At 38.4% G+C, this 20,534-nt stretch carries 28 protein-coding genes; 3 read left to right on the top strand and 25 right to left on the bottom strand.

Annotated features, from left to right (window positions below; genetic code table 11):
• Genes ACFOHL_RS07915 through ACFOHL_RS07820 form a run of 20 tightly spaced genes read right to left on the bottom strand, consistent with a single transcriptional unit; the run spans nucleotide 1 to nucleotide 16,068 of the window.
• Nucleotides 1–411: a flagellar hook assembly protein FlgD gene (locus tag ACFOHL_RS07915; RefSeq protein WP_376919684.1), complete on the bottom strand. Its 411-nt coding sequence runs from the start codon at nucleotides 409–411 to the stop codon at nucleotides 1–3.
• Nucleotides 408–1,367, bottom strand: a complete 960-nt coding sequence (locus tag ACFOHL_RS07910; RefSeq protein WP_376919683.1) for a hypothetical protein — start codon at nucleotides 1,365–1,367, stop codon at nucleotides 408–410. Before ACFOHL_RS07910 ends, ACFOHL_RS07915 begins: the two co-directional genes overlap by 4 nt.
• Entirely contained in the window at nucleotides 1,364–1,822 is a 459-nt protein-coding gene (locus ACFOHL_RS07905) for a hypothetical protein (RefSeq protein ID WP_376919682.1), read from the bottom strand. Before ACFOHL_RS07905 ends, ACFOHL_RS07910 begins: the two co-directional genes overlap by 4 nt.
• Entirely contained in the window at nucleotides 1,815–3,134 is a 1,320-nt protein-coding gene (locus ACFOHL_RS07900) for a FliI/YscN family ATPase (protein WP_376919681.1), read from the bottom strand. The genes ACFOHL_RS07905 and ACFOHL_RS07900 overlap by 8 nt, the downstream gene beginning before the upstream one ends.
• Nucleotide 3,135: 1 nt before the next feature.
• Nucleotides 3,136–3,849, bottom strand: coding sequence for a FliH/SctL family protein (locus tag ACFOHL_RS07895; protein ID WP_376919680.1), 714 nt, complete (start codon nucleotides 3,847–3,849; stop codon nucleotides 3,136–3,138).
• Nucleotides 3,842–4,168, bottom strand: a complete 327-nt coding sequence (locus ACFOHL_RS07890; RefSeq protein WP_376919679.1) for a hypothetical protein — start codon at nucleotides 4,166–4,168, stop codon at nucleotides 3,842–3,844. The genes ACFOHL_RS07895 and ACFOHL_RS07890 overlap by 8 nt, the downstream gene beginning before the upstream one ends.
• On the bottom strand, nucleotides 4,161–5,597 hold the full coding sequence (fliF, locus tag ACFOHL_RS07885) for a flagellar basal-body MS-ring/collar protein FliF (protein WP_376919678.1): 1,437 nt from the start codon (nucleotides 5,595–5,597) through the stop codon (nucleotides 4,161–4,163). Before fliF ends, ACFOHL_RS07890 begins: the two co-directional genes overlap by 8 nt.
• A 3-nt stretch (nucleotides 5,598–5,600) precedes the next feature.
• Complete coding sequence (gene fliE / locus ACFOHL_RS07880; protein WP_376919677.1) at nucleotides 5,601–5,909, bottom strand: flagellar hook-basal body complex protein FliE; 309 nt, start codon at nucleotides 5,907–5,909, stop codon at nucleotides 5,601–5,603.
• Between the two features lie 13 nt (nucleotides 5,910–5,922).
• Entirely contained in the window at nucleotides 5,923–6,321 is a 399-nt protein-coding gene (locus ACFOHL_RS07875) for a flagellar basal body rod protein FlgC (protein ID WP_376919676.1), read from the bottom strand.
• Nucleotides 6,321–6,677, bottom strand: a complete 357-nt coding sequence (locus ACFOHL_RS07870) for a hypothetical protein (RefSeq protein WP_376919675.1) — start codon at nucleotides 6,675–6,677, stop codon at nucleotides 6,321–6,323. The genes ACFOHL_RS07875 and ACFOHL_RS07870 overlap by 1 nt, the downstream gene beginning before the upstream one ends.
• A 12-nt stretch (nucleotides 6,678–6,689) precedes the next feature.
• Nucleotides 6,690–7,802 carry a flagellar basal body P-ring protein FlgI gene (locus ACFOHL_RS07865; protein ID WP_376919674.1) on the bottom strand — a complete coding sequence of 371 codons (1,113 nt, stop codon included), beginning with the start codon at nucleotides 7,800–7,802 and terminating at the stop codon, nucleotides 6,690–6,692.
• A gap of 1 nt (nucleotide 7,803) precedes the next feature.
• Nucleotides 7,804–8,370 carry a flagellar basal body L-ring protein FlgH gene (locus tag ACFOHL_RS07860; RefSeq protein WP_376919673.1) on the bottom strand — a complete coding sequence of 189 codons (567 nt, stop codon included), beginning with the start codon at nucleotides 8,368–8,370 and terminating at the stop codon, nucleotides 7,804–7,806.
• Nucleotides 8,357–9,274, bottom strand: a complete 918-nt coding sequence (gene flgA, locus ACFOHL_RS07855) for a flagellar basal body P-ring formation chaperone FlgA (protein WP_376919672.1) — start codon at nucleotides 9,272–9,274, stop codon at nucleotides 8,357–8,359. The genes ACFOHL_RS07860 and flgA overlap by 14 nt, the downstream gene beginning before the upstream one ends.
• The gene (gene flgG / locus ACFOHL_RS07850) at nucleotides 9,271–10,050 is read right to left on the bottom strand and encodes a flagellar basal-body rod protein FlgG (RefSeq protein WP_376919671.1); all 780 of its coding nucleotides are present in this window, start codon (nucleotides 10,048–10,050) and stop codon (nucleotides 9,271–9,273) included. The genes flgA and flgG overlap by 4 nt, the downstream gene beginning before the upstream one ends.
• 2 nt (nucleotides 10,051–10,052) lie before the next feature.
• On the bottom strand, nucleotides 10,053–10,736 hold the full coding sequence (locus ACFOHL_RS07845) for a flagellar basal body rod C-terminal domain-containing protein (protein ID WP_376919670.1): 684 nt from the start codon (nucleotides 10,734–10,736) through the stop codon (nucleotides 10,053–10,055).
• Nucleotides 10,737–10,738: 2 nt separating this feature from the next.
• Nucleotides 10,739–12,817, bottom strand: a complete 2,079-nt coding sequence (locus tag ACFOHL_RS07840) for a flagellar biosynthesis protein FlhA (protein WP_376919669.1) — start codon at nucleotides 12,815–12,817, stop codon at nucleotides 10,739–10,741.
• Nucleotides 12,814–13,905, bottom strand: a complete 1,092-nt coding sequence (locus tag ACFOHL_RS07835; RefSeq protein WP_376919668.1) for an EscU/YscU/HrcU family type III secretion system export apparatus switch protein — start codon at nucleotides 13,903–13,905, stop codon at nucleotides 12,814–12,816. The genes ACFOHL_RS07840 and ACFOHL_RS07835 overlap by 4 nt, the downstream gene beginning before the upstream one ends.
• Nucleotides 13,905–14,660 carry a flagellar biosynthetic protein FliR gene (locus tag ACFOHL_RS07830; protein WP_376919667.1) on the bottom strand — a complete coding sequence of 252 codons (756 nt, stop codon included), beginning with the start codon at nucleotides 14,658–14,660 and terminating at the stop codon, nucleotides 13,905–13,907. The genes ACFOHL_RS07835 and ACFOHL_RS07830 overlap by 1 nt, the downstream gene beginning before the upstream one ends.
• On the bottom strand, nucleotides 14,660–14,923 hold the full coding sequence (locus ACFOHL_RS07825; RefSeq protein WP_376919666.1) for a flagellar biosynthetic protein FliQ: 264 nt from the start codon (nucleotides 14,921–14,923) through the stop codon (nucleotides 14,660–14,662). Before ACFOHL_RS07825 ends, ACFOHL_RS07830 begins: the two co-directional genes overlap by 1 nt.
• 8 nt (nucleotides 14,924–14,931) lie before the next feature.
• Nucleotides 14,932–16,068, bottom strand: a complete 1,137-nt coding sequence (locus ACFOHL_RS07820) for a tetratricopeptide repeat protein (RefSeq protein WP_376919665.1) — start codon at nucleotides 16,066–16,068, stop codon at nucleotides 14,932–14,934.
• A 394-nt stretch (nucleotides 16,069–16,462) separates the two neighbouring features.
• Between ACFOHL_RS07820 and ACFOHL_RS07815 the strand changes: the two genes are divergently transcribed.
• The 3 genes from ACFOHL_RS07815 (at nucleotide 16,463) to ACFOHL_RS07805 (ending at nucleotide 17,957) form a co-directional block, all read left to right on the top strand.
• Nucleotides 16,463–16,909 (top strand): hypothetical protein, encoded by a 447-nt coding sequence (locus ACFOHL_RS07815; protein WP_376919664.1) that lies wholly within the window; start codon nucleotides 16,463–16,465, stop codon nucleotides 16,907–16,909.
• Nucleotides 16,910–17,055: 146 nt separating this feature from the next.
• Nucleotides 17,056–17,652: a tetratricopeptide repeat protein gene (locus ACFOHL_RS07810; RefSeq protein WP_376919663.1), complete on the top strand. Its 597-nt coding sequence runs from the start codon at nucleotides 17,056–17,058 to the stop codon at nucleotides 17,650–17,652.
• 2 nt (nucleotides 17,653–17,654) lie between these two features.
• Nucleotides 17,655–17,957: a hypothetical protein gene (locus tag ACFOHL_RS07805; RefSeq protein WP_376919662.1), complete on the top strand. Its 303-nt coding sequence runs from the start codon at nucleotides 17,655–17,657 to the stop codon at nucleotides 17,955–17,957.
• 305 nt (nucleotides 17,958–18,262) lie between these two features.
• Here ACFOHL_RS07805 and nadS read toward each other — a convergent pair whose 3' ends face one another.
• The 5 genes from nadS to ACFOHL_RS07780 all read right to left on the bottom strand — a co-directional run.
• Nucleotides 18,263–18,553, bottom strand: coding sequence for a NadS family protein (gene nadS / locus ACFOHL_RS07800; RefSeq protein ID WP_376919661.1), 291 nt, complete (start codon nucleotides 18,551–18,553; stop codon nucleotides 18,263–18,265).
• On the bottom strand, nucleotides 18,550–18,867 hold the full coding sequence (locus ACFOHL_RS07795; protein ID WP_376919660.1) for a type II toxin-antitoxin system RelE/ParE family toxin: 318 nt from the start codon (nucleotides 18,865–18,867) through the stop codon (nucleotides 18,550–18,552). Before ACFOHL_RS07795 ends, nadS begins: the two co-directional genes overlap by 4 nt.
• Before the next feature lie 248 nt (nucleotides 18,868–19,115).
• On the bottom strand, nucleotides 19,116–19,697 hold the full coding sequence (locus ACFOHL_RS07790; protein WP_376919659.1) for an ankyrin repeat domain-containing protein: 582 nt from the start codon (nucleotides 19,695–19,697) through the stop codon (nucleotides 19,116–19,118).
• Nucleotides 19,698–19,793: 96 nt separating this feature from the next.
• Nucleotides 19,794–20,057: a hypothetical protein gene (locus tag ACFOHL_RS07785; RefSeq protein WP_376919658.1), complete on the bottom strand. Its 264-nt coding sequence runs from the start codon at nucleotides 20,055–20,057 to the stop codon at nucleotides 19,794–19,796.
• 14 nt (nucleotides 20,058–20,071) lie between these two features.
• The coding region (locus ACFOHL_RS07780) for a hypothetical protein (RefSeq protein ID WP_376919657.1) at nucleotides 20,072–20,534 on the bottom strand (463 nt) is incomplete at its 5' end.

Genomic DNA, 20,534 nt, shown 5'->3' with positions numbered 1-20,534 from the left:
CTATTCCCTAATTAGTCTGATATCTGACAATGACACATCAGACAAAAATTCATCACCCGTACCTCTCACAGTGAGTGATATTCCGTTTTGGCCAAACTGTAAACCATCTACAGTACCGTTAAACAAGGTATTACCATTTAGTACTTCAACTTGTTTTCCGAGCAAATCTACACCTTGATTTGTGGAATTCATCGCAAGGAGGTTAGCCATGTTTTCATTTAACAGGCGGGTCTGCTCTAGAGAAGTAAATTGAGCCATTTGCGCTAAAAATTGACTGTTGTCTACTGGTTCTAGTGGATCCTGGTTAGTCAACTGAGTCAAAAATAATCGAATAAACTCTTCTTGCCCGATTGAAGAGTTATTGAGTTGTTGGCTTTCAGTGGTGATATTCCCACCAATCGCTTCTATCATTTCAAATCTCCTTTTTCTTCCCATAAAATTTTACCGTTTAAAAAAACACGGTTTACCAATATTTCCTTCGATTTAACAAAGTTAGCGAGACTTGCAGATGTATTAGGACTGGCGTCCAAACTATAATCACGTATCCATAAAGTACGCTGAACACTGTTATCCGTAATAAGTAAAGAACGCTTAGTAAGCTCTGCTAGTTGCGATACCAAAGCGAATGAATATCCATCAACTTGTTTCGCTTGCGAAACTAATAGTTGTCTATTCGCTTTTGTAGCGTCTGTATATAGCCTAAACGAATTCTCAGATACAATGTTTGAAGGGAGGGATTGTCGAGCATTAAACTCTCGCTCTAGACCGCTATTTCCACTTTTCGTTAATGTTCTACTAAGCGGATTGTTTTGCTCTAATCTCGAACCCAAAGTATTAACTTCAGAATTAAAGTAATGAGTCGGTGCAGAATAAGCTAATACGCCATTACCAATAGTACTAAAACGCAATTGACGGGTAAATGATGCTTGATTTTGAGCCTGCGGTAAATTTGTGATTTCCGTAACTCCGTTCGCTGCTGTACTTAAATTTCCGTCAAAAAACTCATCAATAGAAGAAAAAACGACATGATCTTTATCGACTTGCTGTGAGCTCTCCAGCCTTTCACTCAAAAACCTTGCAGTAAAATGTTCGTTGCCAAATAATTCACCAATACCATCTTCTATTTCATTTAATAAATTATTCGTCAATTCAAGTCGTTTTACCGCAGTTAATGACGCTTTCATATGCTCACCTATTTCCATCCATTCCCCTGACATCGGAATAGAGGAAAACTTCTCAGCTAAGATTGGATTATCGGTATCGCTTTGAGCATTGAATAAATTTGCAAAATTTTCGTTGTTACCTGTATTGTTATGTAGCGCCTTCGCTCCTTGCAAAGCAACAGATGGATCTAATTGTAAAATCATGAATTCACCTCGATTCTGCTATAAGTGCATTCAATTAATTTTTCTTCTTCATTTTTATCCACAATTGAAGAAATTTTTTTCATCAACGATTTAATAGTTTTTTCGATAAGTTCTGTTTGTTTTTTTTCTTTTTTGAATAGCTTTCGTTTACTATCTATTAGTTCTTTCAAATTATCATTTTCTGATTCTAGTAATCGAATGTTCCCTTCCAATTGCAAATACCGCGTATTAAAACTAGATAAGCGAATAGGACAAATATTTTGCGCATTCAAATATTGGTCTTTAGCCAGCATGTGATTGTTTACATCCTCTTGTATGAGGTTAATTTTTTGAGCTAACTGTTCCCGATGAGAATTAAGCTTTAAAAGCTCTGTTTTAGACAAAGACAACTGATGATTTCCATATTTTAAGAAGAGCTTTTGCCGTTTAAGCTCTTTTTTTAATTCTCTAAGCATTGAGCAAGCTACCTATGTTGTCTAGTTCACCCATCGTTTGTTCAAAAGGAAAATTTTCTTCCATTCCTTGAGTTAAAAATGCTCTTAGGTTTGACCAGTTTTTTTTGATATCTTCTCTGTTTTTATCATCACCTGATTCAAATAAACCAAGTTCGATTACTTCTTTATTTTGTTGATAATCAAAGAAAAACTTCCTTATTGATTGAGTATTGCGAGCAGTGTTGTTGTCTTGTAGTTTCGTAGCGAGTCTACTAACACTTTTACTGATATCTACGGCAGGGAAATGTGCTTGTTCAGCTAATTCTCTAGTTAATACTATGTGCCCGTCTAACACTGCTCTGACACAGTCAACAATTGGGTCATTAAAATCATCACTTTCAACTAACACTGTTAACAAACTAGAAATGGAGCCACCATTTTTAAATTTACCAAATCGTTCAATATACTCAGGTAAAACAGCAAACACTGAAGGCGTGTAGCCCTTTACCGTAGGTGGCTCACCGACAGCTAACCCAATTTCTCTCAATGCGCTTGCTAGCCTAGTTATTGAATCCATCGTAAAAAACACGCTTCTCCCTTGGTTTGCGAAATACTCAGCGATAGCTAGGGCATTGAAAGCAGCTTTTGCTCGTACTAGCGGGGAATCTTGCGCAGTAGCAGAAACAACAACGGATTTTTTTAAACCTTCTTGCCCTAAAGTAGCGTTTACAAATTCCTCAACTTCTCTACCTCGTTCGCCAATCAAAGCAATAACGTTGATATCAGCATCAACATTTTTACAAATTGAAGATAGCAACACACTCTTCCCTACTCCACTCCCTGACATTAAACCTAAACGTTGCCCTTTGCCTATAGTTGTAAAAGCATCTATAGATTTAATACCTGTAGTAAGTACTTCATTTATAGGGGATCTGTCGAGTGGGTTAGACGATTTCCGCTGCCCTATTTGGATAGTTTGTAAACCTTGAATGTCTCCCTTTCCATCTAAAGGGTTTACAAACGCATCAACTACTCGCCCTAAAAGATTGACACCAACTTTTAGACTGTTCATTTGGTAGTTAAAAACCACTTTGTCTCCACGACTCACACCAACATTTCCAAAATACGGCATAATCAACAACTTGCCTTGTCTAAACCCTACAACCTCAGCTTGAACAACATCCCCTGAGCTAAGATGTATGTCACATAAACTGCCAATACTTGCTTTAGGTCCATCTGCTTCAATAATTAAACCAACGCAATCGCATACAGATCCGTATAGAACGTGTGTTTTTAACATCTTCAGACGATATTCAAAATTTGAAAATTGCATGTTACTCGCCGTCCAACTGAATATTTGTTTCAACAAGTATTGACGTATATTCTGCAAGAGTGTTTTTTAGAGAATACTCAATACCTGACTTTTGTAGTTCAAGCCTGAAACTTCCTTTTTCCAGTGAAGGGTCAGGTTGGATCTCGATCTTATCTGCCATCGCATCAAGTTTATTCAACCGTTCTAAAAGCGTATGCAGACCTGAGGGAATATAGAGTATTTTGGGTTTTTCAGATATGTGAGTTCTCAGAACTCGGTTAAAAATTTCAACATTATTCTCAGGTAAATCAAGCATGTCTGATGTAATGTGCAAAACTGATTTTAACACTACTTCCTTAATCAAATTTTCGTCAGGTATTTCCCATTTATCAGAAGCTTTAATATTGTCAATCACGCTACTGAATGCTTCGATATGTTCATCCAAGGTGTTGAGCTTAGACTCCAGTTTTTTTTCTTGTTTACCTTTTGCCTCTTCAAGCGCATGAGCGTAGGCTTCCTCGTGAGCTTGCTTCTTCAAAACCTCAATATCGTCGAAAAACAGCTCGTCCAATAACGCTGTTCTCTGCATTGAGCTAAGTTCAAAAAGCGCACGTTTTGTTTCTTTTAGTCTATCCACTTCTAGTTTTACTTCAGGTACCAGAGGCTCACTGTTATTCACCAACCCTGGTATAAAAGACTGCACAGAACCTTTAATCGACATAGCACCGTTAGCCATTGTTGATAACCTCTAGCTCTATACCTCGTATCCGTTCAATAGCCTTTGCAGAAAATCCATGTTGGTCTTTCTCCATACTATTAAACCAATTGTTTAAAGCACTACTAAATTTCTCGGGACGCGGAAGTAGCTTATCATCACTATTTGGTTCGACTTTAACTTCATTTGTTAGCGAAACAAATTTTTTGGCCTCTTTTAAGTGTCGTTCAAGGCGGCCGCGTTTGCTACTGCATATTTGCGCTAGCAACCAACTTTGATCAGCTTCCTTCAAGCTTGCTAATTTAATAGCCATCAATTTATCAAGGGACAAACTAGACATACGCTTTATCCTCTTGCTCCAACCACTCATTGATTTCTAACAAAAGCTTTTCACGCTTTTTCTTTTGTAAAGCTCTATGTCTAACAAGACCTAAGGCTGTTAAAATTGATAACACAACAAAGGCAAGTACTAGGAATAGTATTAAGTTAGAATTACTGCTTAACAAATAAACCGGTTTGTTCTGAATTACGGCGCCAGTATCAACTTTTTCAACGTTGGAAGGAGCTGCATGCTCTAATTCCGTGTCAGTTAAGAGTTGACTATCTTCGAATAGCTGACTTTCAACAGGAGGGTTTGCGATATCCAAAACTTCGAGCGCAAAAGTGTCACCTCTAGTTAGATTGATCCCCATACCAGCTGCTAATACTTGCCTTAACTTATTCAATTGAGCTTCATTTAAATCAGCATTTATTGCAATACCAACGCTCAGTGATTCTATTTCACCCGCAGAAAATACTGTTTCTTCAGTTTCTTGCCCATGTCGGTATTCTGTTTCTCGTTCTTGTGATAAAGAAACATCGATACTCTGTTCTTCTTCATCATTGCTTGGTTGAGCAGACACTCTCGACTCTTTCTCTCGAACAACAAGACCTTGACCATCTTGCCCAGTAGCAAAGCCCTGCGTAGTCTTCCTTTTTTGATCAAAGTTCAGCGATGCATCAACTGAAATTGCGATACTGTCAGCAGGTACGAACAAACTTAAAATACGAAAAGCTTTTTCGGTTAGTACACGTTCAACTTGCAGCTTTGCCTCATACTTTTTGTTTAAACTTGCACTTAAGCCTTGCTCATCAGGAGAGTTTAGTTCTGCGCCACTAGTATCGAAAATAGCAACATTGGTAGCTAACATTTTATCAACCGCATTTGCTACAAGCCTTTTAATACCTACAACCTGCTCATCTGTAATACTAAAATTGGTGTGTTGTTCGAGATATACTGAAGCCTTCGCTTCAGAAGCGTTTTCCGAAAATAATCGTTTTGGTGCAAATGTTATATGGACACGTGCGCTTTTTATTCCAGGCATAGATGAAATGGTGCGAGCCAATTCACCTTGTATTGCTCTTTTATATGTTACGTCTTGAGAAAAATCAGTCATGCTATAGTCTGCATTATCAAACAATTCTAGCCCTTGTACATCGGGTAAACCTAGGCTCTCAGATAATGTAACCCTAAGCTTTTCAGCAATTTCTTGATCCACCATGAGAGTCGTTCCGTTAGCCGTTTGAGCCAGACTATAAATGACACCTTGCTCGTCTAATTTCGCTATTGCCGCAGCAGCAGTTTGTTCATCAAGCCCCTCCAAAACAGGGCTATACTTTGGCGAAAGTATCCAAACAACAGCTGCCAAAAACAATACAGCGCCCACACCCATCAATACAAAAAAAGACAACCTTTTCTTACTATCCATCGCATTTAATACTTCGGTCATTTGCTACACCTGCATTCTCATAATTTCTTGATAACCTTCTAGCAATTTGTTGCGTACCTCTACAGCTAAACGTAGTTCGCTCTTAGCTTCTTGCATTGCGATCATTACTTCGTGAGTGCTAATCGATTTATTTAGTGCCATATCAGTAAGTACACTGTCTGCACGTTGTAAACTTATGTTTATGTCATTCAAACTATCTGTGAATATCTGACTAAAATTTGGATTAGAGGTCATATTCAATTGCTGGGGCAGCAATTCTAAAAATTGAGTATTTTCAGTTTTATCAATTGCAGAAATCATTTCAACAGTCATTTTAAACTCCTTTTTACTTGCCTATCTCTAAAGCCTTACTATTAATACTCATTTGAGCATTAAACGCTTTTACATTTGCTTCATATGCCCTCGTTGCTTCTGTAAGGATTACCATTTGTTCTGCAACATCAATATTTGTGTAACGGACAAAACCTTGTATATCAGCCATTGGATGGTCAGGTTGAAATATTTTTCGATCAGGAGTATTCAACTCTTGCATCTTCACTTGTTCTTTATCAAAAGACGAAGAATTAATACTGCTGTCTAACTGAACAGTCAGTGGTTGAAAACCTTTGCCATTTGTAGGTTGGACTATATTTGCATTTGCCAAATTGATAGTAGCTGCGTCAATGCGCATTTTCTGATAGTACATACCATAATCAGATACATTCATTACTTCCGTGACCGCCATTATTTTTGTGCTCCCAACACCAATGACTTAATACTTAAGCGTCGGTTTAGCGCTTCTACTAAGGCCTGAAACTCGAGCATTGCTCTTGTAGATTCAGCATTTTCAGATGCTAGATCTATAGTTCTACCAGTGTCATACTCAAGAGACTCGATATTTTTAGTGTTACTGTTAAACACCTTTAAGTAATCAAGTCTCTGTTCATCATTCATTGCAGCTAAACGACTGAGAGGCTGTTTGTAATCCAATTTCATTTGAGTCTGAAAATCTGCATTGGCAATATTTCTTGCGGCAATCTGTTGTTGTGCAGATTGCATATCTAAGGCAAATTTCACGATTTCTATAGTTACCGGTTCCATTTAATAAATTCCTTATTGAATAATCAGTTCTGCATGCAAAGCACCAGATTGTTTAATAGCTTGTAAAACAGAGATCAAATCTCGCGTTGACAAATTAAGAGCTTTTAAAGCATCGACCAACTCACCAATGCTGGCACCTGGCAAAGCATGTACCTCTCCTTTTTCCCCTTCTGATACTTCAAGTTCAGAATTGGCCACAACTAAAGAGCCTATAGAGTCTCCCGTCTGGCGAAAAAAGCCGTTAGGTTGTGATGCTGAAAACTCTGTTTCAATTCTGAGTTTTAATTCTCCGTGACTGATAACAACATCATCAATCCTAACGCTAGCCCCAGCTACAACAGTGCCATTGCGTTCATTTATGACAACTCGAGCAAAGGCGTCAGGTTGAACTTTGATTGATTCAATGTTTGACATAAGCTGCATTAATGGCAATTGAGAAGAAAGCTGCAACTTGATCTTACCTGGATGGTCTGACGATATGTTACTACTCGGAAATCTAGTGGAAATAGCGTCAATAATACGTTGCGCAGTGGTAAAATCTGGTTCGTTGAGAACTAATGTTAACCCGTTGTTTTCTATATCGAAATTGTATTCAATACTTTTTTCAACATTAGCACCATTCGGAACCACACCCACTGTCGGATGGTTTTTCTGAACCCTGTTACCATTAAAATCGAAACGATAACCCCCAACACTCAAAGGTCCTTGTGCTAGTGCGTAAACCTCTCCGTTTGAGGCTTCAAGAGGGGTCAGTAAAAGTGTTCCACCTTGCAGACTTCTCGCATCACCTATAGATGACACATTTACCTCGAGCGTATCTCCTTGTTGTGCATATGCGGGTAATGATGTTGTGACCATAACCGCTGCAACATTACGACTCTTCACTTGCTTTGCATCGACTATCAAGTTAAAACTTCTCAAAGTATTGCTAAGAGATTGAATCGTCGCTTGATTATTTGACGAATCACCTGAGCCTGACAAACCAACAACCAAACCATAACCAATTAAAGGGTTATCTTGTACACCTTGAATACGAGCTAAATCTTTCAAACGAACATTAGAAGCATTCGCTTGAATGAGAAATAAACCTAATATAGCAATGGAGAATATTTGCTTATACTTCATACTAAAACCCCAACCATTCAATAAACCGAGTAAAAACGTTACCATTTTTACCAGATGTTACTTCGCCTTCGCCTTCAATAAGTATTTCCGCATTTTGAACGCGAAACGAAGGTACAACATTGTCGCTACTGATGTCCTCTAAGCGAACATTTCCTTTTATGGTTATAGTTTGTTGCTCTTCATTCACAGTTATCTTTTGTGTTCCTTCAATAACTAGGGTGTCTTCATCAAACTTCCCTATCACTACTGCGGTCAATTGAGCCCTTACAAATCCATTTCTGTTAGTACCTGCATTCCCTTCATTAGAAGAACCAAGACTCAGCCCTCTGTTCCAGTTTTTTTCATCTACAGAAGCACTGCCTGTAAATCCAAACTGCCCTTCACTAACCTCACCTGCACTAGATGTTGCTTGTAAACTTTGATAAACCAAAATGGTTATTCCATCACCAACGTTCAACGCCTTTTTATCAGCGTAAAGTGTCTTAAATTTTGTTTCATCGTAAAGTGATTGCGCACTTGCAATCGTAGTTAACATAAAAAATACAATAAAAATGCTATACCGAAACATGTACTTCTCCCTTAGCGACCACTACAGCATCGCTCAATGACTTACTCCCGTTAACTTTAACCTTAATCCTTTCACCCTCGTTTGCACTCGCCATTGCCTTGCCTTTCGCCTCTATAACTACTGGTCCATTTACTACCGTAACCTTTATTGTTTGGCCTTGAGTAACCGCGTTTCTTAGCTGAATATCACTTAGCAATATGGTGCTACCTCTATTCAATGACTTTTTGAATACGTAATTGGTGTTCAACGCTTCTACAGCAAGCTCTTTACCTGTCCAATTTCGTTTTTCGATTGAGTAGTCACTGCAATTTAAACTTGCATATTTTTCTGCATCCCTGTTTAGAGACAAACTATTAATTGACCCCATGTAAGTTAACTTAAGTGCTACGTCGACAATCCGTTTTTTACCAGACAATTGGTCTGTTGTAGTAAGCAAAAACTCAGCATTTAGATGTCGCACACCCATGCGCTTTAGAGACTTCAAGGTTATGCTATAATTAGGAGAATCTGCGCAAAACAAACCTTTATGTTCTAAAGCAAGCAACGACACGTGTAACTGCGCCAACTGTGCTGACAATTCAGAAATAACTGCTGGTTTAAATGCGCTATCTTTTATTGGGTAGCAAATTTCCACCCATACTTTCGCTATTCCATCCCAATTGATGTTGTTTATTCTACTTTTTTGAGTAACTAACCAAGACTCAACATCTTTTTGTTCTATCCAACCAACTAGTTGATGTGGCCATTGGAGTTCATTCAAGTCTTCAGAGTCAACGGTCACTACATCAGAGAACAAAACTGGTGCAGTCAGTCTATTTATAGGCTGCTTAAATTGTGCTTCCGAAGCTCTGCACCAATCTGCGAGTAATAGGCAAAAAGCGAGAATAAGAAACGTAGTTTTCATCGTCTTAAATTATTGATTGTGTCTAACAACTGATCCGAAACTTGTATTATTCTCGCATTAAGCTGGTAACCACGTTGTGCTAGCATCAAATTAACCATTTCCTCAGTCATTGATACATTACTCACTTCAGTTGAACCCTGAAGAATCTGACCAGTGCCTAGCTCCCCAGGTTTACTATACATAGCACTTCCTGTTCGATCAGACGCTCCATATAGATTGTTCCCCAAATTGTCCAAGCCCTCATTATTCGTAAATTTAGTTAGCTCAATTTGGCCAATTTCTTGTATTTCTTCACTACCATCTAGCTCAACCATCACCCGCCCATCGCTAGAAATAGTCATATTTTTAGCGTCTGGTGGAAGTTGTATATTTGTTGAAAGCTTGTACCCATGTGCTGTTACCAAGTTACCATCTTCGTCTAAACGCATACGTCCTGCTCGCGTATACGCATAGTCTCCAGATGGCATTTCAACCTCTATAAATCCATCACCTTGAATGGCAAGATCAAAAGGGTTTCCAGTAGGCTTTAAGTCTCCTATTGTGAAATCCTTCATGCCTGTCATGATTTTCACACCGGCACCATTATTAGTGGATGACGATAAACTGCCTAAATCAGTATTTGAATTTGGTGTTGTTTGATAAACAAGGTCAACAAAACTTAGATTTGTTTTCTTAAATCCAGGTGTTGAAGCATTTGCAATATTGTTTGATATTACATCGATGAGACGTTGCTGAGACGTCATCCCAGTTTCTGCTATATAGAGTGATTCAATCATTTTTATCTTTTCCCTAACTCATTTATTCCTGCGTTTGCTACTTGATCAATTGCTAGTATCGCTTTTTGCAAACTTTGCGTATGCCTAGACAATTCAATCATACGAATCATATCTTTGGACACTTCAGCATTCGCGCCATTGATCGCTCCTTGCTGTATATTGTTTTCAATTATTTGGTACCCATCACTAACTTTATAAACAGAATTACCCAAGCGAGTAACTTGTGCACCAGAACTAACTGACACTGTCGTCAGTTTGTCAACCTGTTGACCGTTAACAAATATGTCGCCTTTGCTATCAATTTGAACATCACCCTCAGGTAACTCAATAGCACCCAATTCTCCAATTACTCTGGCACCAGACAAGTGAGTAAGCTGATTATTTGAGTTGATATGGAAACGACCTTGTCGTGTAATGACTGATTCACCATTTAGTTCGAGCAATAAAAAGCCCTCATTGACCATAGCTACATCAAGGGCACGGCCTGAATTAATAATTGCACTGGTTGTTTTAGCAGAAACTGCCTCACGAACCTGATTTTGACCATCAATAGAAAACTCTGAAAAAACCTCCGTAGCCATATACCCCGGAGTGTTAGCATTGGCGATATTGTGACTCACTAAATCAACTTGCTTGACATTGTTTTGAATGCTCTTAAGCACTATGTCTATAGCTTCATTACTCATTTTTACGCCGCCTTGTTTGTTGATGTGCTATCCGAAACAATAGCAAATGACTGCACATTTACCGTTGTTGGAATTTCGTTTAATGACAAGATATGCATTTGAGGTAGTGCCCTCTCGCAAAACAAAAACAAATGTCTACGAAGTATTGGAGTACATAGCACGACAGGTTTAACCCGTTTCCCCATCATTTTTTCTACATTATTTGATAGGGACTTTAACAACGACTCAGTTGTCGCAGAATCAATTGCTAGCGACATACTAGTGTCACCCTCAACAACCCCTGCCACCAGACGTTGTTCAAATCTAGGTTCAAAAGTTAGTACATTTAAAGTGCTATTTTTATCTACTAGCGATTGACAAATTTGATTACGAAGTTTTCTTCTAACAGCCTCTACTAATAAGTTCGTAGATTTATCCGCTCTAGCCACATCAACCAATTCTTCTAAAATCATCGGTAAATTGCGGATTGATACTTTCTCTTGGAGAAGTATTTGAAGAATTTTTTGAATTTCTGAATATGACAATATTGCAGGTACCAATTCATCTATTAAGCCAGATTGAGATTCTGCTACCTTAGATAAAAGTTTTTCAGCTTCTTTACGAGTTATAAACTCTGGGCTGTACCGTTTTAGTGTTTCGGTAATGTGGGTTAACAAAGTTGTTTCTGGGTCGACAACTGTGTACCCTCCATTTCTGGCTAAATCGACGTCTTTGTCCATTATCCAAATCGCAGGCAAACCATAAGTTGGTTCTTTAGTTTTCTTGCCATTCAAATCATTTCTCTTTCCCGTTGGATCTATTGCCAAGTGATGCTCAGCCAAAACATCACCTTTCGCAACAAGTGAACCTTGAATATAGAGATGGTATTCATTTGCCGTGAGTGAGTTATCAACCAGTATTGATTCAGTCGGTAATACCACACCAAAATCAATTGCAAATTGTTTTCTAAAACTATTCAAGCGAGTTTTTAGCGTACTTTTCTCATTTTCCACAAATTCATTTACTTCAAACCCCAATCGTAATTCCAAAGTATTTATTTGAGTGAGTGTATAAAGATCAGAACCGCCGGTTGATGAATGTTCTTGATGCAGCAAATTATCCTGAGATTCAGTTTCATTTATGTCAGACTTACCATTCGAACGTTGAGCTACAAAAGCAATAACACCGAAGACTAGCGACAATAGCAACAAAGGTAAGGTGGGTAATCCTGGCATAAATACCAGCACGCCAAGAGTAATTGCAATAATAACAAGAATTTTAGGCTGTGAAGTAATTTGCTTAGTCAACTCCTTTCCTAGCTGGGAGTCAGATGCAGCGCGAGTAATAATTATTCCGGTAGCAGTCGCTACAATGAGTGATGGAATCTGAGTAACAATACCGTCACCAACAGTAAGTAAAGTGAAGGTATGTAACGCTTCTGCCCACGACATATTATGCTGCGCTACACCGATAGACAGACCACCGATGATATTTATAAGAATAATAATAATACCGGCAATGGCGTCACCTTTAACGAATTTGGTAGAGCCATCCATCGCGCCATAAAAGTTTGCTTCTTTTTCAATTGCTAGACGCCTCTCTTTAGCTTCGACTTCATCAATGATGCCCATGTTTAAATCTGCATCAATACTCATTTGTTTGCCTGGCATACTATCCAATGTGAAGCGAGCAGCTACTTCGGCGACACGTTGAGCTCCGTTAGTAACAACTACATATTGAACAACAATAAGAATAAGGAACACGACCAAGCCAATAACATAATTTCCGTCAACCACTTGTGAACCAATAGCACTTATTACTTGTCCAGCATCTGCATCAGCTAAGATTAGTCGTGTTGAAGATACGTTTAACCCCAAACGAAATAAAGTCGCTATCAATATCAAAGAAGGAAACGTTGAAAAGCTAAGCGGTTTATCGGTATAAAAAGTCAACAACAAAATAACTAAAGCTAAGCTAAAATTCATCAAGAGTAATAGGTCTAAAAAAGCCGCAGGTACAGGAATGAACAACAGCATGAGTATTGCTACAACAGCCAACACCAATGCGAGTTCACTTTTTCCTTGTTTAAACAAACCTATCATGACTGCCTTCCTTGCTGGTGACCTTTATTTGTAACATCATTTAAAACTAATACTTGTTTTAAAATTTCAGCCACGCCTTGATAGCATTTTTCAGGTATAAAACCATCTATAACACTATTATTGTATATAGCTCTGGCGAGTGGCACGTTTCGGAAAATAGGCACATTGTGATGCCGAGCAATCTTGCGAATGACAGCAGCATTTTTATCCGCTCCCATCGACAAAATTTTCGGAGCTAACATTTCTTTCGGCTTATATGATAGAGCTACTGCAATATGCTCAGGATTAGTAATAATCACGTCAGCATCCTTGACACTTTTTAATGATGCTGCTTTTTTCAGTAGTTCTTTTTGAATTTGTTTTTGCTTTTGTTTGACTTGGGGGTCACCCTCACGCTTTTTGTGTTCGTCCTTTATGTCTTGCATACTCATTCGCATTTGCCGACCAAAGTCCCACTTGCTAAACGCAAAATCGATAAGTGCATGAGGTAGTATTAAACCAACAATCATTAGTGATAACACAATAGACATATTTACCCAATGCACAACAAAACTGTTTTCAGTCATGCCATAACTTTGCATTACTTTGTCTAACCAATACTCACCAATGTTTAACCATACCAAAACAATAATGCCCACTTTTAAAATCGCTTTGAGTAACTCAAACAGCGTTTTAATAGCAAATATTTTTTTCATTCCTTTTACAGGGTTCAATCGAGTGAAATCTGGAGTTATCGGATGAGTAGAAAATACAAAGCCGGTTTGAACCACATTAAATAATACTGCCGCTAACATGATCACAAATAACAATGGGGCAAATAACTCGAAAACAGTAAAAGAGGAATGTAAAAAAAGCCCTTTTAAGGTCGTTATATTCAATGTTACCTGACCAGAATAAAGCAGAAGTTCTCGCATTTGCGTTTTTAAACCTTCCCAAATTTGCCCCCCTGTCATAAACAAAACTGCACAAAAAGCTATGAATATGAGTAAGCTAGACACTTCATTGCTTTTAGCTACTTGCCCTTTCTTTTTTGCTTCTTCGAGTTTATAAGGAGTAGCTTTTTCTGACTTGTTAGACTCGTCTGCCATTACAATACCCACCCAAATCGAAACCATTCGACTAGCGATTGTAAAATTTGAGATATCAGCGGTTTCACATATTGCATAGCTACTGACATCAAGAATATTCCCACACCAATTTTTAGCGGTAACATTACGAAATAAACATTCATTTGAGGCATGGTTTTCGCGATGATGCCGTTGAATAAATCAAGCATCCAAAGCGCCATCATCACAGGTCCAAATAGTAAAAATGCGAAAACCAACTGAGAAGAGAGGTATCCCATTATATTTGCAAAGTAGAATTCACCGTTCCAACTGCCAGGAGGAACAAAAGAAAATATTTCAACAATAACGCCCAATATATGGTGATGTGTGTTTGACACTAAAATCAGTAAAGTTACGAATAATGACAAAATTGTGCCAAGTAAGGGGTCATTATTTCTGCTAATCGGATCAATAACACCCGCAGCCGCAAAGCCAATTTGCATGTCTAAGACGCGTCCCATAATTTGCATAGCGGCAAAGACAATTTGAAAACCTAAGGCCATCAACACACCCAAACCAAATTCACCGAGTATTTCATAAACCCAAGTAGATTTTGGCAACGCTTCCCACTGCTGGGTAGTAATCTGCGTAATAGCAATAGTAAAAATTAACAATAATAAAAGACGCACAGTAGCGGGGAATCGTGCGATTGGCGTCATGCTCATACCGATAAACAATGGAGACAGACGGCTAGCAACCAGTGAATAAGGCTGGATATAGGTTACGATTGCATCCATCAGAAACTGCCTGCCTGAGCAATAACATTTTTAGCGAAGCTTACTAAGCTAGACAACATCCAATTTCCAGCAAAGTACAGCACAACAATACAAATGAAGATCTTAGGTACAAATGTAAGGGTCATTTCTTGGATCTGAGTCACAACCTGAAATATGCTAATTGTGACACCAGCCAAAAGAGTCACTATCAAGATTGGGGAGGCAATTTTTAATCCCATACTAAACATTTGACCCATTAACCCTATTGCAAAATCTAAATCCACGACCGAGTTTACCTATTGATAGCGCTGATTAACTGCTTATAACTTAAGCCAGTAAGGTGAGATGGCTGCTCAAGTAGCGTATCGAGCATTTGCTCAGCGTCCTGTTCTTTTCCAAGACGAGAAAGCAACAAACTTTCAACATATTTAGCGGTAACACTATTAGGGTCTAGACGTTGAGCAACAATAAGTATCCGTTTAGCTTCGTCATACTTTTGCTCAGTAAAGGCGACTAGAGCTAAACCAGCATGGCTATCGCCAAAATTGCGATTGATCGCCAACGCAGAATGGAAAGAGGAACTTGCACTCTGAATATCGCCATTAACCAATTCACACCATGCCCTAACATGCCAAGTGCCAATATGGTTTGGCATTAGTTTTGTTGCATTTACGACACAGTTATATGCGGCTTCTCTATCCCCCATGGCAAATAAGGCTTGCGCTAATACTGACCACATACGACCGCTATTAGAGAACTCTGAAACCCCAGTATTAGCTACACTAATGGCTTGTTCTAACTCTTGTTTATACGCGTGAATTGATGCTAGGGCTAATAAGCCATCATGATGTTTAGGTGATGTTTCCAACAACTGCTTTGCATATGCCAAGCTTTCTTCTATGTGAGTGAGGTCAAAATGCAACATTGCAAGTAAACCAAGAAGCTCTGCGTGGCTTGAAGATTGCTTTCCTAGCTGCTGGTGTATTTGTTTTGCTAATGTTAACGCGACTTCTAGTTCGCCAAGGTGATAATTTACCTTGGCATGTAACAACATCAACTGAACAGATGAATATTTTCCAATAGTGGAAACATAATTATCAATGGTGGAATTTGCTTCTATAAATTTAGCCTGTAAAAACAAGCACAAAGCAATACTATATGGTTTTGTTTCAGATCCGTCATCGGGTAACTTAGCGAACTCTTCAGCACCTTCAACAATTTTTCCTAGTTCAACTAAAGATCGACCATATTGCCAAACAATTTGCGGGAGCTTAGAAATTTCTGGATTAAGACTTAAATAAAATTGTCTTAAATAACTTTCATTTTTCTGAACAGCACATTCAGCAATAATGTCAGCACACAGACTAAGATTTGTTGGGTCTTGATCCCAAAACTTTGTTAGACGTTCTAATTTTGAAGCATTGTCCATTGCAATATCCCTAAAAAACTACTCGCAACATCTGCAATTCAGGCATTCCATTACGGTTTGCTACTACTACGAATCGTGTTAGATTCGATAACCATGTATGAAAGTATATACAGTTTTTTAAAATTGAAAACACCCGATAAAAAACTTGTATTGAAGACCTAAGTTAGTCACTTGGACGCTAACTTTAAGATTTTATTGCGATTTATTTAATGTTTATAAATGACGACTCTCGTAAACTTGAGGCTTCGAGGCAGTTAACTAAATATGTGTAATCAAATGTTTTTTAAGTATTTTTTTGTTTTTAACAATTAACAATAAACAAAGTTTGCATATTTTTAATATTATTTTGGAATTAATATATACTTTATCCTTCATTGTGGGTATATGAGAATTTATGTCATTATTAATTAAAGGTTTTTCAAAGCAAGAAGTGATTGAAATAGACGAAATTGCAAGAATAGTAAAACGCATACCTCGTAAACACTTGTTGGGCTTGACGGCCATTGTTTTTGACCCAAGTTACGTATACCAGCGCAGCTATGTAGAGTACAAACCGATAAATTACAGGGCAGCAGGCATCTACGCTAAAAGCCCTTTAGATCATATACTTATACATAAGTTCAAAGATAAATCCGACTTTACACATATTCTCCTACACGAAGTTGGTCATCACGTGTACACGAATATCATAACCCCAAAACAACGAAAACTATGGGTAACGAAAATTTATCCAAGTATTGTCATGCCCAGTGAGTATGCTAAAAAAAATGCTTCCGAAGGGTTTAGCGAATGTTACGCGTTTAAGACAAAAGAAATATCTTTGTTATTAGGAAATTTATAGGCCATGACCTTGGTCAATATGCGAAGAACCAACAGGTTTAACTTGATTTCACTATTCGAATTAAAGAAGTTAATAATTTATTTACTCTGATATATACTTAACTGGTTCGACAAGTAGTATGCAATACAAATAACAAGGAGTTTATTTTGCAAGAACAAGAATACATCGCAAAAATATCCGCGCTAATGACCGACGGTCAGCTAAGCGATGCTCAAGAGCTAATAAGCAAAGCTATATCTATTTTTCCTCAAAATGGTTTTATATGTTTTTTAAAAGCAGCAATTCATGCACAAAATCAGCAATTTGAACAAGCAAAAATTACCTATGCCCAGAGTTTAGAACTAGCGCCAGATTTGCATATTGCTCGATTTCAACTTGGTTTATTGCAAGCTACATTAGAAGACTACGACAACGCTATCAATGTTTTGCATCCGTTACTGCAAATTCAACACGAATACCTGCCGCTTTTTGCAAACGCGCTGATCAGCGTGTTCCAAGGTAACAACACCAACGCCATGATTTCGATAGAAGAAGGACTGAAACGCAATAATGATAACCCTAACCTAAACAAAGACATGCGCGATATGCTCAACAGAATTAAAGCAAGTGAAAACATTGAAGCGAAAGACGAAAGAAATTCCGCCAACCTTGGTAACGAACAAACTAGCTTATCTGAAAAAACAGAGCCAAATATGGAGCAAGATATATCTCACTTACTTGACATATACGACGTTAAGCATTAGCCATGATAGACCCAACAAAATTAAACTCCCAATTATTACAAAATAAAACTGTTAAACGAAAAAATACTCAAGTTAATAAGATTGAAAAAGGTGCAGAACTTCCTAAAACAAGACAACCGAATAGTACACTTGTAGAGACCATACTAGCCAGCATCGAAACAAATGAAGGAATGGGCGACGATGCTAAACGCAGAGAATATATAGTAAAAACACTGCAATCAATTTTGGGAGAAAAAGCATCTGGTAGTCCCGTATTTAAGCAGTTAATATCAAGTATCGAACTTGCTCTTAAGTCGAAGCGTTAGTGGCATGGTCACCCCATGTTAATTCCCAAATTGCCATCGAACGATCTGCTGTTTTTTTCCCAAATTATCATCAACACAAATTTCTTGGCACTTTCAGTAATTCGGTAAACCAAATTTCTCTGGAGAATATTCCGTTTTGTTATTAACAATAGCTGATACCTCAGCAAGAATATAAGTACCGACTGTCTTCTGATAAGCGTCCCGCTGCACTCTCTCATAGTGAGCATTTACAGGAGCACTAACAAACGAATTCTCCAAGGTGTTGCCAAAGCTATCGGTCGAGGCACTCGACTTTTAACGGCTATTCAGTGATTAAGTGCTTCCAGAGCGTACTTAGGGTTAGCATCTAAAATTTTAAGTAAAGCGCGAGCTGGACCAGTTGGATGGCGGCGGCCTTGTTCCCAATTCTCTAACGTGCGTTTGCTCACACCCAAAACATCAGCAAACCGGCTTTGTGTTAATCCCGTTTTGGCGCGAATAGCTTTTACTTGGGGCTCAGCAAATTCAGTTACACGAGAAGGCTTAGCGGTACCGTTGATAATATCATCAGCTTGACTAACGCTTTCTATTAATTGTTCAAACATGTCTTCATTCATTCTGACCACCTCTCTAAAATTTGCTTTAACTTTTTAAGCTGTGAATCTGTCAGGTTCTCCTGCACATTTTTTGGGTAAGCCAACAACATATAAAGCTGATCATTGTCGGTCATCCAGTAATAAATAACCCTTACTCCACCACTCTTGCCCCGTCCTTCTAGAGCCCAACGAACCTTTCTGAGGCCGCCACTGTTTTTGATTATTGCGCCCCTATCCGGCCTGCTAACCAATGCTTCCTGCAAGTCTTTGTATTCGTCATCACTCATCAACTCTGTTATGAGTTTGGTGAATATAGGCGTTTCAATAATTACCATTTCGTGAATATAACATTAAAATTAATCATACGCCAATGGCGTATAAAAGTTATCATTGACAGCAGTTATCTAACTTACTCTCAAAAAGACTATTATCCAGCACATTGCCAAAGCTATCGGTCGATACATCTAGTGTTCTATCCAAACAATGCACATGCACTAAGCCAAGAACTAATCAACACAAGACTTTAAGCATGTTAACTACAGATAATAATTACATATTTTAAGATATCGAAGTCAGAATCTGATTATTCCTTATACGCGTTTTCGTCTGCTATTTCGCTCGCTCTGTTCAACAATTTACTTGCTAAATCATCATTTCCATCTGCGTTCCATAATGCAACAGCTTGCGCACACTGCTCTTCCCCTCGCATCAGTGCAAATGCAATGGCATCCATATTTTTCATTGAGTCACTGTTATAGGAAGTCTTGCTGTCTATTCCTGACTCTAAAAGAAGCTTAACGATATTGAGTGAACGTCCAACTACCGCAGCAAAAAGAGCATTATTAACAGAGCTACTCACATCCAAGTAAGAGTTATTTGCCAATAAAAACCTCACAACCGCTAAATGTCCATTAGCGGCGGCGCTGCAAATAGGTAGAATATTATCTCTTTTATCTCCATTATTAACATCAAAGCCAATGTCAATCAGAGTACGTACCGATTGTAGCTTTCCCAATTGGGAAGCATACCCTAACCAAGTCTGCCCTCCAAAAGGAGTAAAAACCTCAATCTGCTCTGGTTTGGCCTTAAATAAACTCAATATTGCTTTAACATCTTCTTCTTTGATAGCATCAACAATTTGAGCTGGAACACTCTTAACACTCATATTACCTTCTCTAACTATTGCTCGATGCTCTCCAGCTTGACCATTTACCTCAAGTATATGATGCCTATGCGGATAATGAGCTAACCGAGCCTAATTTTATTCGCGAATTAGCAACCACTCTCCACTTTGAGCTTCTTGCTGAGACAACGATACAATATCGTGTGTCTCAAGCGCCATCAGGTCAAAATTAGACTTCTGGTTAAGCATTTTCCTTTCGCCGAAAACTGTTAGAGTTTGTCTCACCTTATCATCAAAAACCAAACTAAGTTTCATACCTATCATGCTTACTTTTGCATCATATCCAGAGCACACCAAAACTGTTACACCACTAGATAGTTCAAATTTTTCTTGTATGTTCATTCTGACACCCATTGTTACAGTCCCTTCTCTTTTAGTATCTGCAATATCTGAACGTCTTCATCACTCAACCCCAACATTTTTTGATGTCTTATCATGAAGTCTTTTACGTGTGTTTCGGCACTTCCTAAACCACTAGTACCCAAACGTTCAGTAATACCCAACCTAGTTTGAGTTCCGTGTAAGAACTCTTCCAGCAATGCTGCTTTGCTAGGATTTTCACGAAGAAGAATATGAGTATTGTTAGTACCACCTACGGATGCCTCAGCCCCAAAGAAGTCCAGCATACGAAGTTCCTCAGAACCAGGTTGGGCAACTACTACATCACGTTTTTTCGATACGGTTGATAGGAGCTCGGGTGATGCAGGTTCAACTCCCAATAAATCATCAACACTTCGCATGTTCACATTATTTAAAACAACCCCCTTCCCAAGCTCCTTCAAACTCTCTAGTTTATTACCGAACACATTCCCTAGTGTT

Source organism: Agaribacter flavus, from assembly GCF_042646125.1.
GTDB lineage: Bacteria > Pseudomonadota > Gammaproteobacteria > Enterobacterales > Alteromonadaceae > Glaciecola > Glaciecola flavus.
This window is presented reverse-complemented; position numbering and strand designations above follow the sequence as displayed.

Coding starts and splice junctions, on each gene's coding strand:
- ACFOHL_RS07830 (WP_376919667.1), bottom strand. CDS start 14,660: ATGGATGCAATCGTAACCTATATCCAGCCTTATTCACTGGTTGCTAGC.
- fliF (WP_376919678.1), bottom strand. CDS start 5,597: ATGACCGAAGTATTAAATGCGATGGATAGTAAGAAAAGGTTGTCTTTT.
- ACFOHL_RS07835 (WP_376919668.1), bottom strand. CDS start 13,905: ATGGCAGACGAGTCTAACAAGTCAGAAAAAGCTACTCCTTATAAACTC.
- ACFOHL_RS07840 (WP_376919669.1), bottom strand. CDS start 12,817: ATGATAGGTTTGTTTAAACAAGGAAAAAGTGAACTCGCATTGGTGTTG.
- ACFOHL_RS07890 (WP_376919679.1), bottom strand. CDS start 4,168: ATGTCTAGTTTGTCCCTTGATAAATTGATGGCTATTAAATTAGCAAGC.
- ACFOHL_RS07820 (WP_376919665.1), bottom strand. CDS start 16,068: ATGGACAATGCTTCAAAATTAGAACGTCTAACAAAGTTTTGGGATCAA.
- ACFOHL_RS07805 (WP_376919662.1), top strand. CDS start 17,655: ATGATAGACCCAACAAAATTAAACTCCCAATTATTACAAAATAAAACT.
- ACFOHL_RS07785 (WP_376919658.1), bottom strand. CDS start 20,057: ATGAACATACAAGAAAAATTTGAACTATCTAGTGGTGTAACAGTTTTG.
- nadS (WP_376919661.1), bottom strand. CDS start 18,553: ATGAATGAAGACATGTTTGAACAATTAATAGAAAGCGTTAGTCAAGCT.
- flgG (WP_376919671.1), bottom strand. CDS start 10,050: ATGATTGAATCACTCTATATAGCAGAAACTGGGATGACGTCTCAGCAA.
- ACFOHL_RS07915 (WP_376919684.1), bottom strand. CDS start 411: ATGATAGAAGCGATTGGTGGGAATATCACCACTGAAAGCCAACAACTC.
- ACFOHL_RS07870 (WP_376919675.1), bottom strand. CDS start 6,677: ATGGAACCGGTAACTATAGAAATCGTGAAATTTGCCTTAGATATGCAA.
- ACFOHL_RS07875 (WP_376919676.1), bottom strand. CDS start 6,321: ATGGCGGTCACGGAAGTAATGAATGTATCTGATTATGGTATGTACTAT.
- ACFOHL_RS07905 (WP_376919682.1), bottom strand. CDS start 1,822: ATGCTTAGAGAATTAAAAAAAGAGCTTAAACGGCAAAAGCTCTTCTTA.
- ACFOHL_RS07795 (WP_376919660.1), bottom strand. CDS start 18,867: ATGGTAATTATTGAAACGCCTATATTCACCAAACTCATAACAGAGTTG.
- ACFOHL_RS07790 (WP_376919659.1), bottom strand. CDS start 19,697: ATGAGTGTTAAGAGTGTTCCAGCTCAAATTGTTGATGCTATCAAAGAA.
- ACFOHL_RS07845 (WP_376919670.1), bottom strand. CDS start 10,736: ATGAGTAATGAAGCTATAGACATAGTGCTTAAGAGCATTCAAAACAAT.
- ACFOHL_RS07910 (WP_376919683.1), bottom strand. CDS start 1,367: ATGATTTTACAATTAGATCCATCTGTTGCTTTGCAAGGAGCGAAGGCG.
- ACFOHL_RS07815 (WP_376919664.1), top strand. CDS start 16,463: ATGTCATTATTAATTAAAGGTTTTTCAAAGCAAGAAGTGATTGAAATA.
- ACFOHL_RS07865 (WP_376919674.1), bottom strand. CDS start 7,802: ATGAAGTATAAGCAAATATTCTCCATTGCTATATTAGGTTTATTTCTC.
- flgA (WP_376919672.1), bottom strand. CDS start 9,274: ATGAAAACTACGTTTCTTATTCTCGCTTTTTGCCTATTACTCGCAGAT.
- ACFOHL_RS07900 (WP_376919681.1), bottom strand. CDS start 3,134: ATGCAATTTTCAAATTTTGAATATCGTCTGAAGATGTTAAAAACACAC.
- ACFOHL_RS07895 (WP_376919680.1), bottom strand. CDS start 3,849: ATGGCTAACGGTGCTATGTCGATTAAAGGTTCTGTGCAGTCTTTTATA.
- ACFOHL_RS07860 (WP_376919673.1), bottom strand. CDS start 8,370: ATGTTTCGGTATAGCATTTTTATTGTATTTTTTATGTTAACTACGATT.
- fliE (WP_376919677.1), bottom strand. CDS start 5,909: ATGACTGTTGAAATGATTTCTGCAATTGATAAAACTGAAAATACTCAA.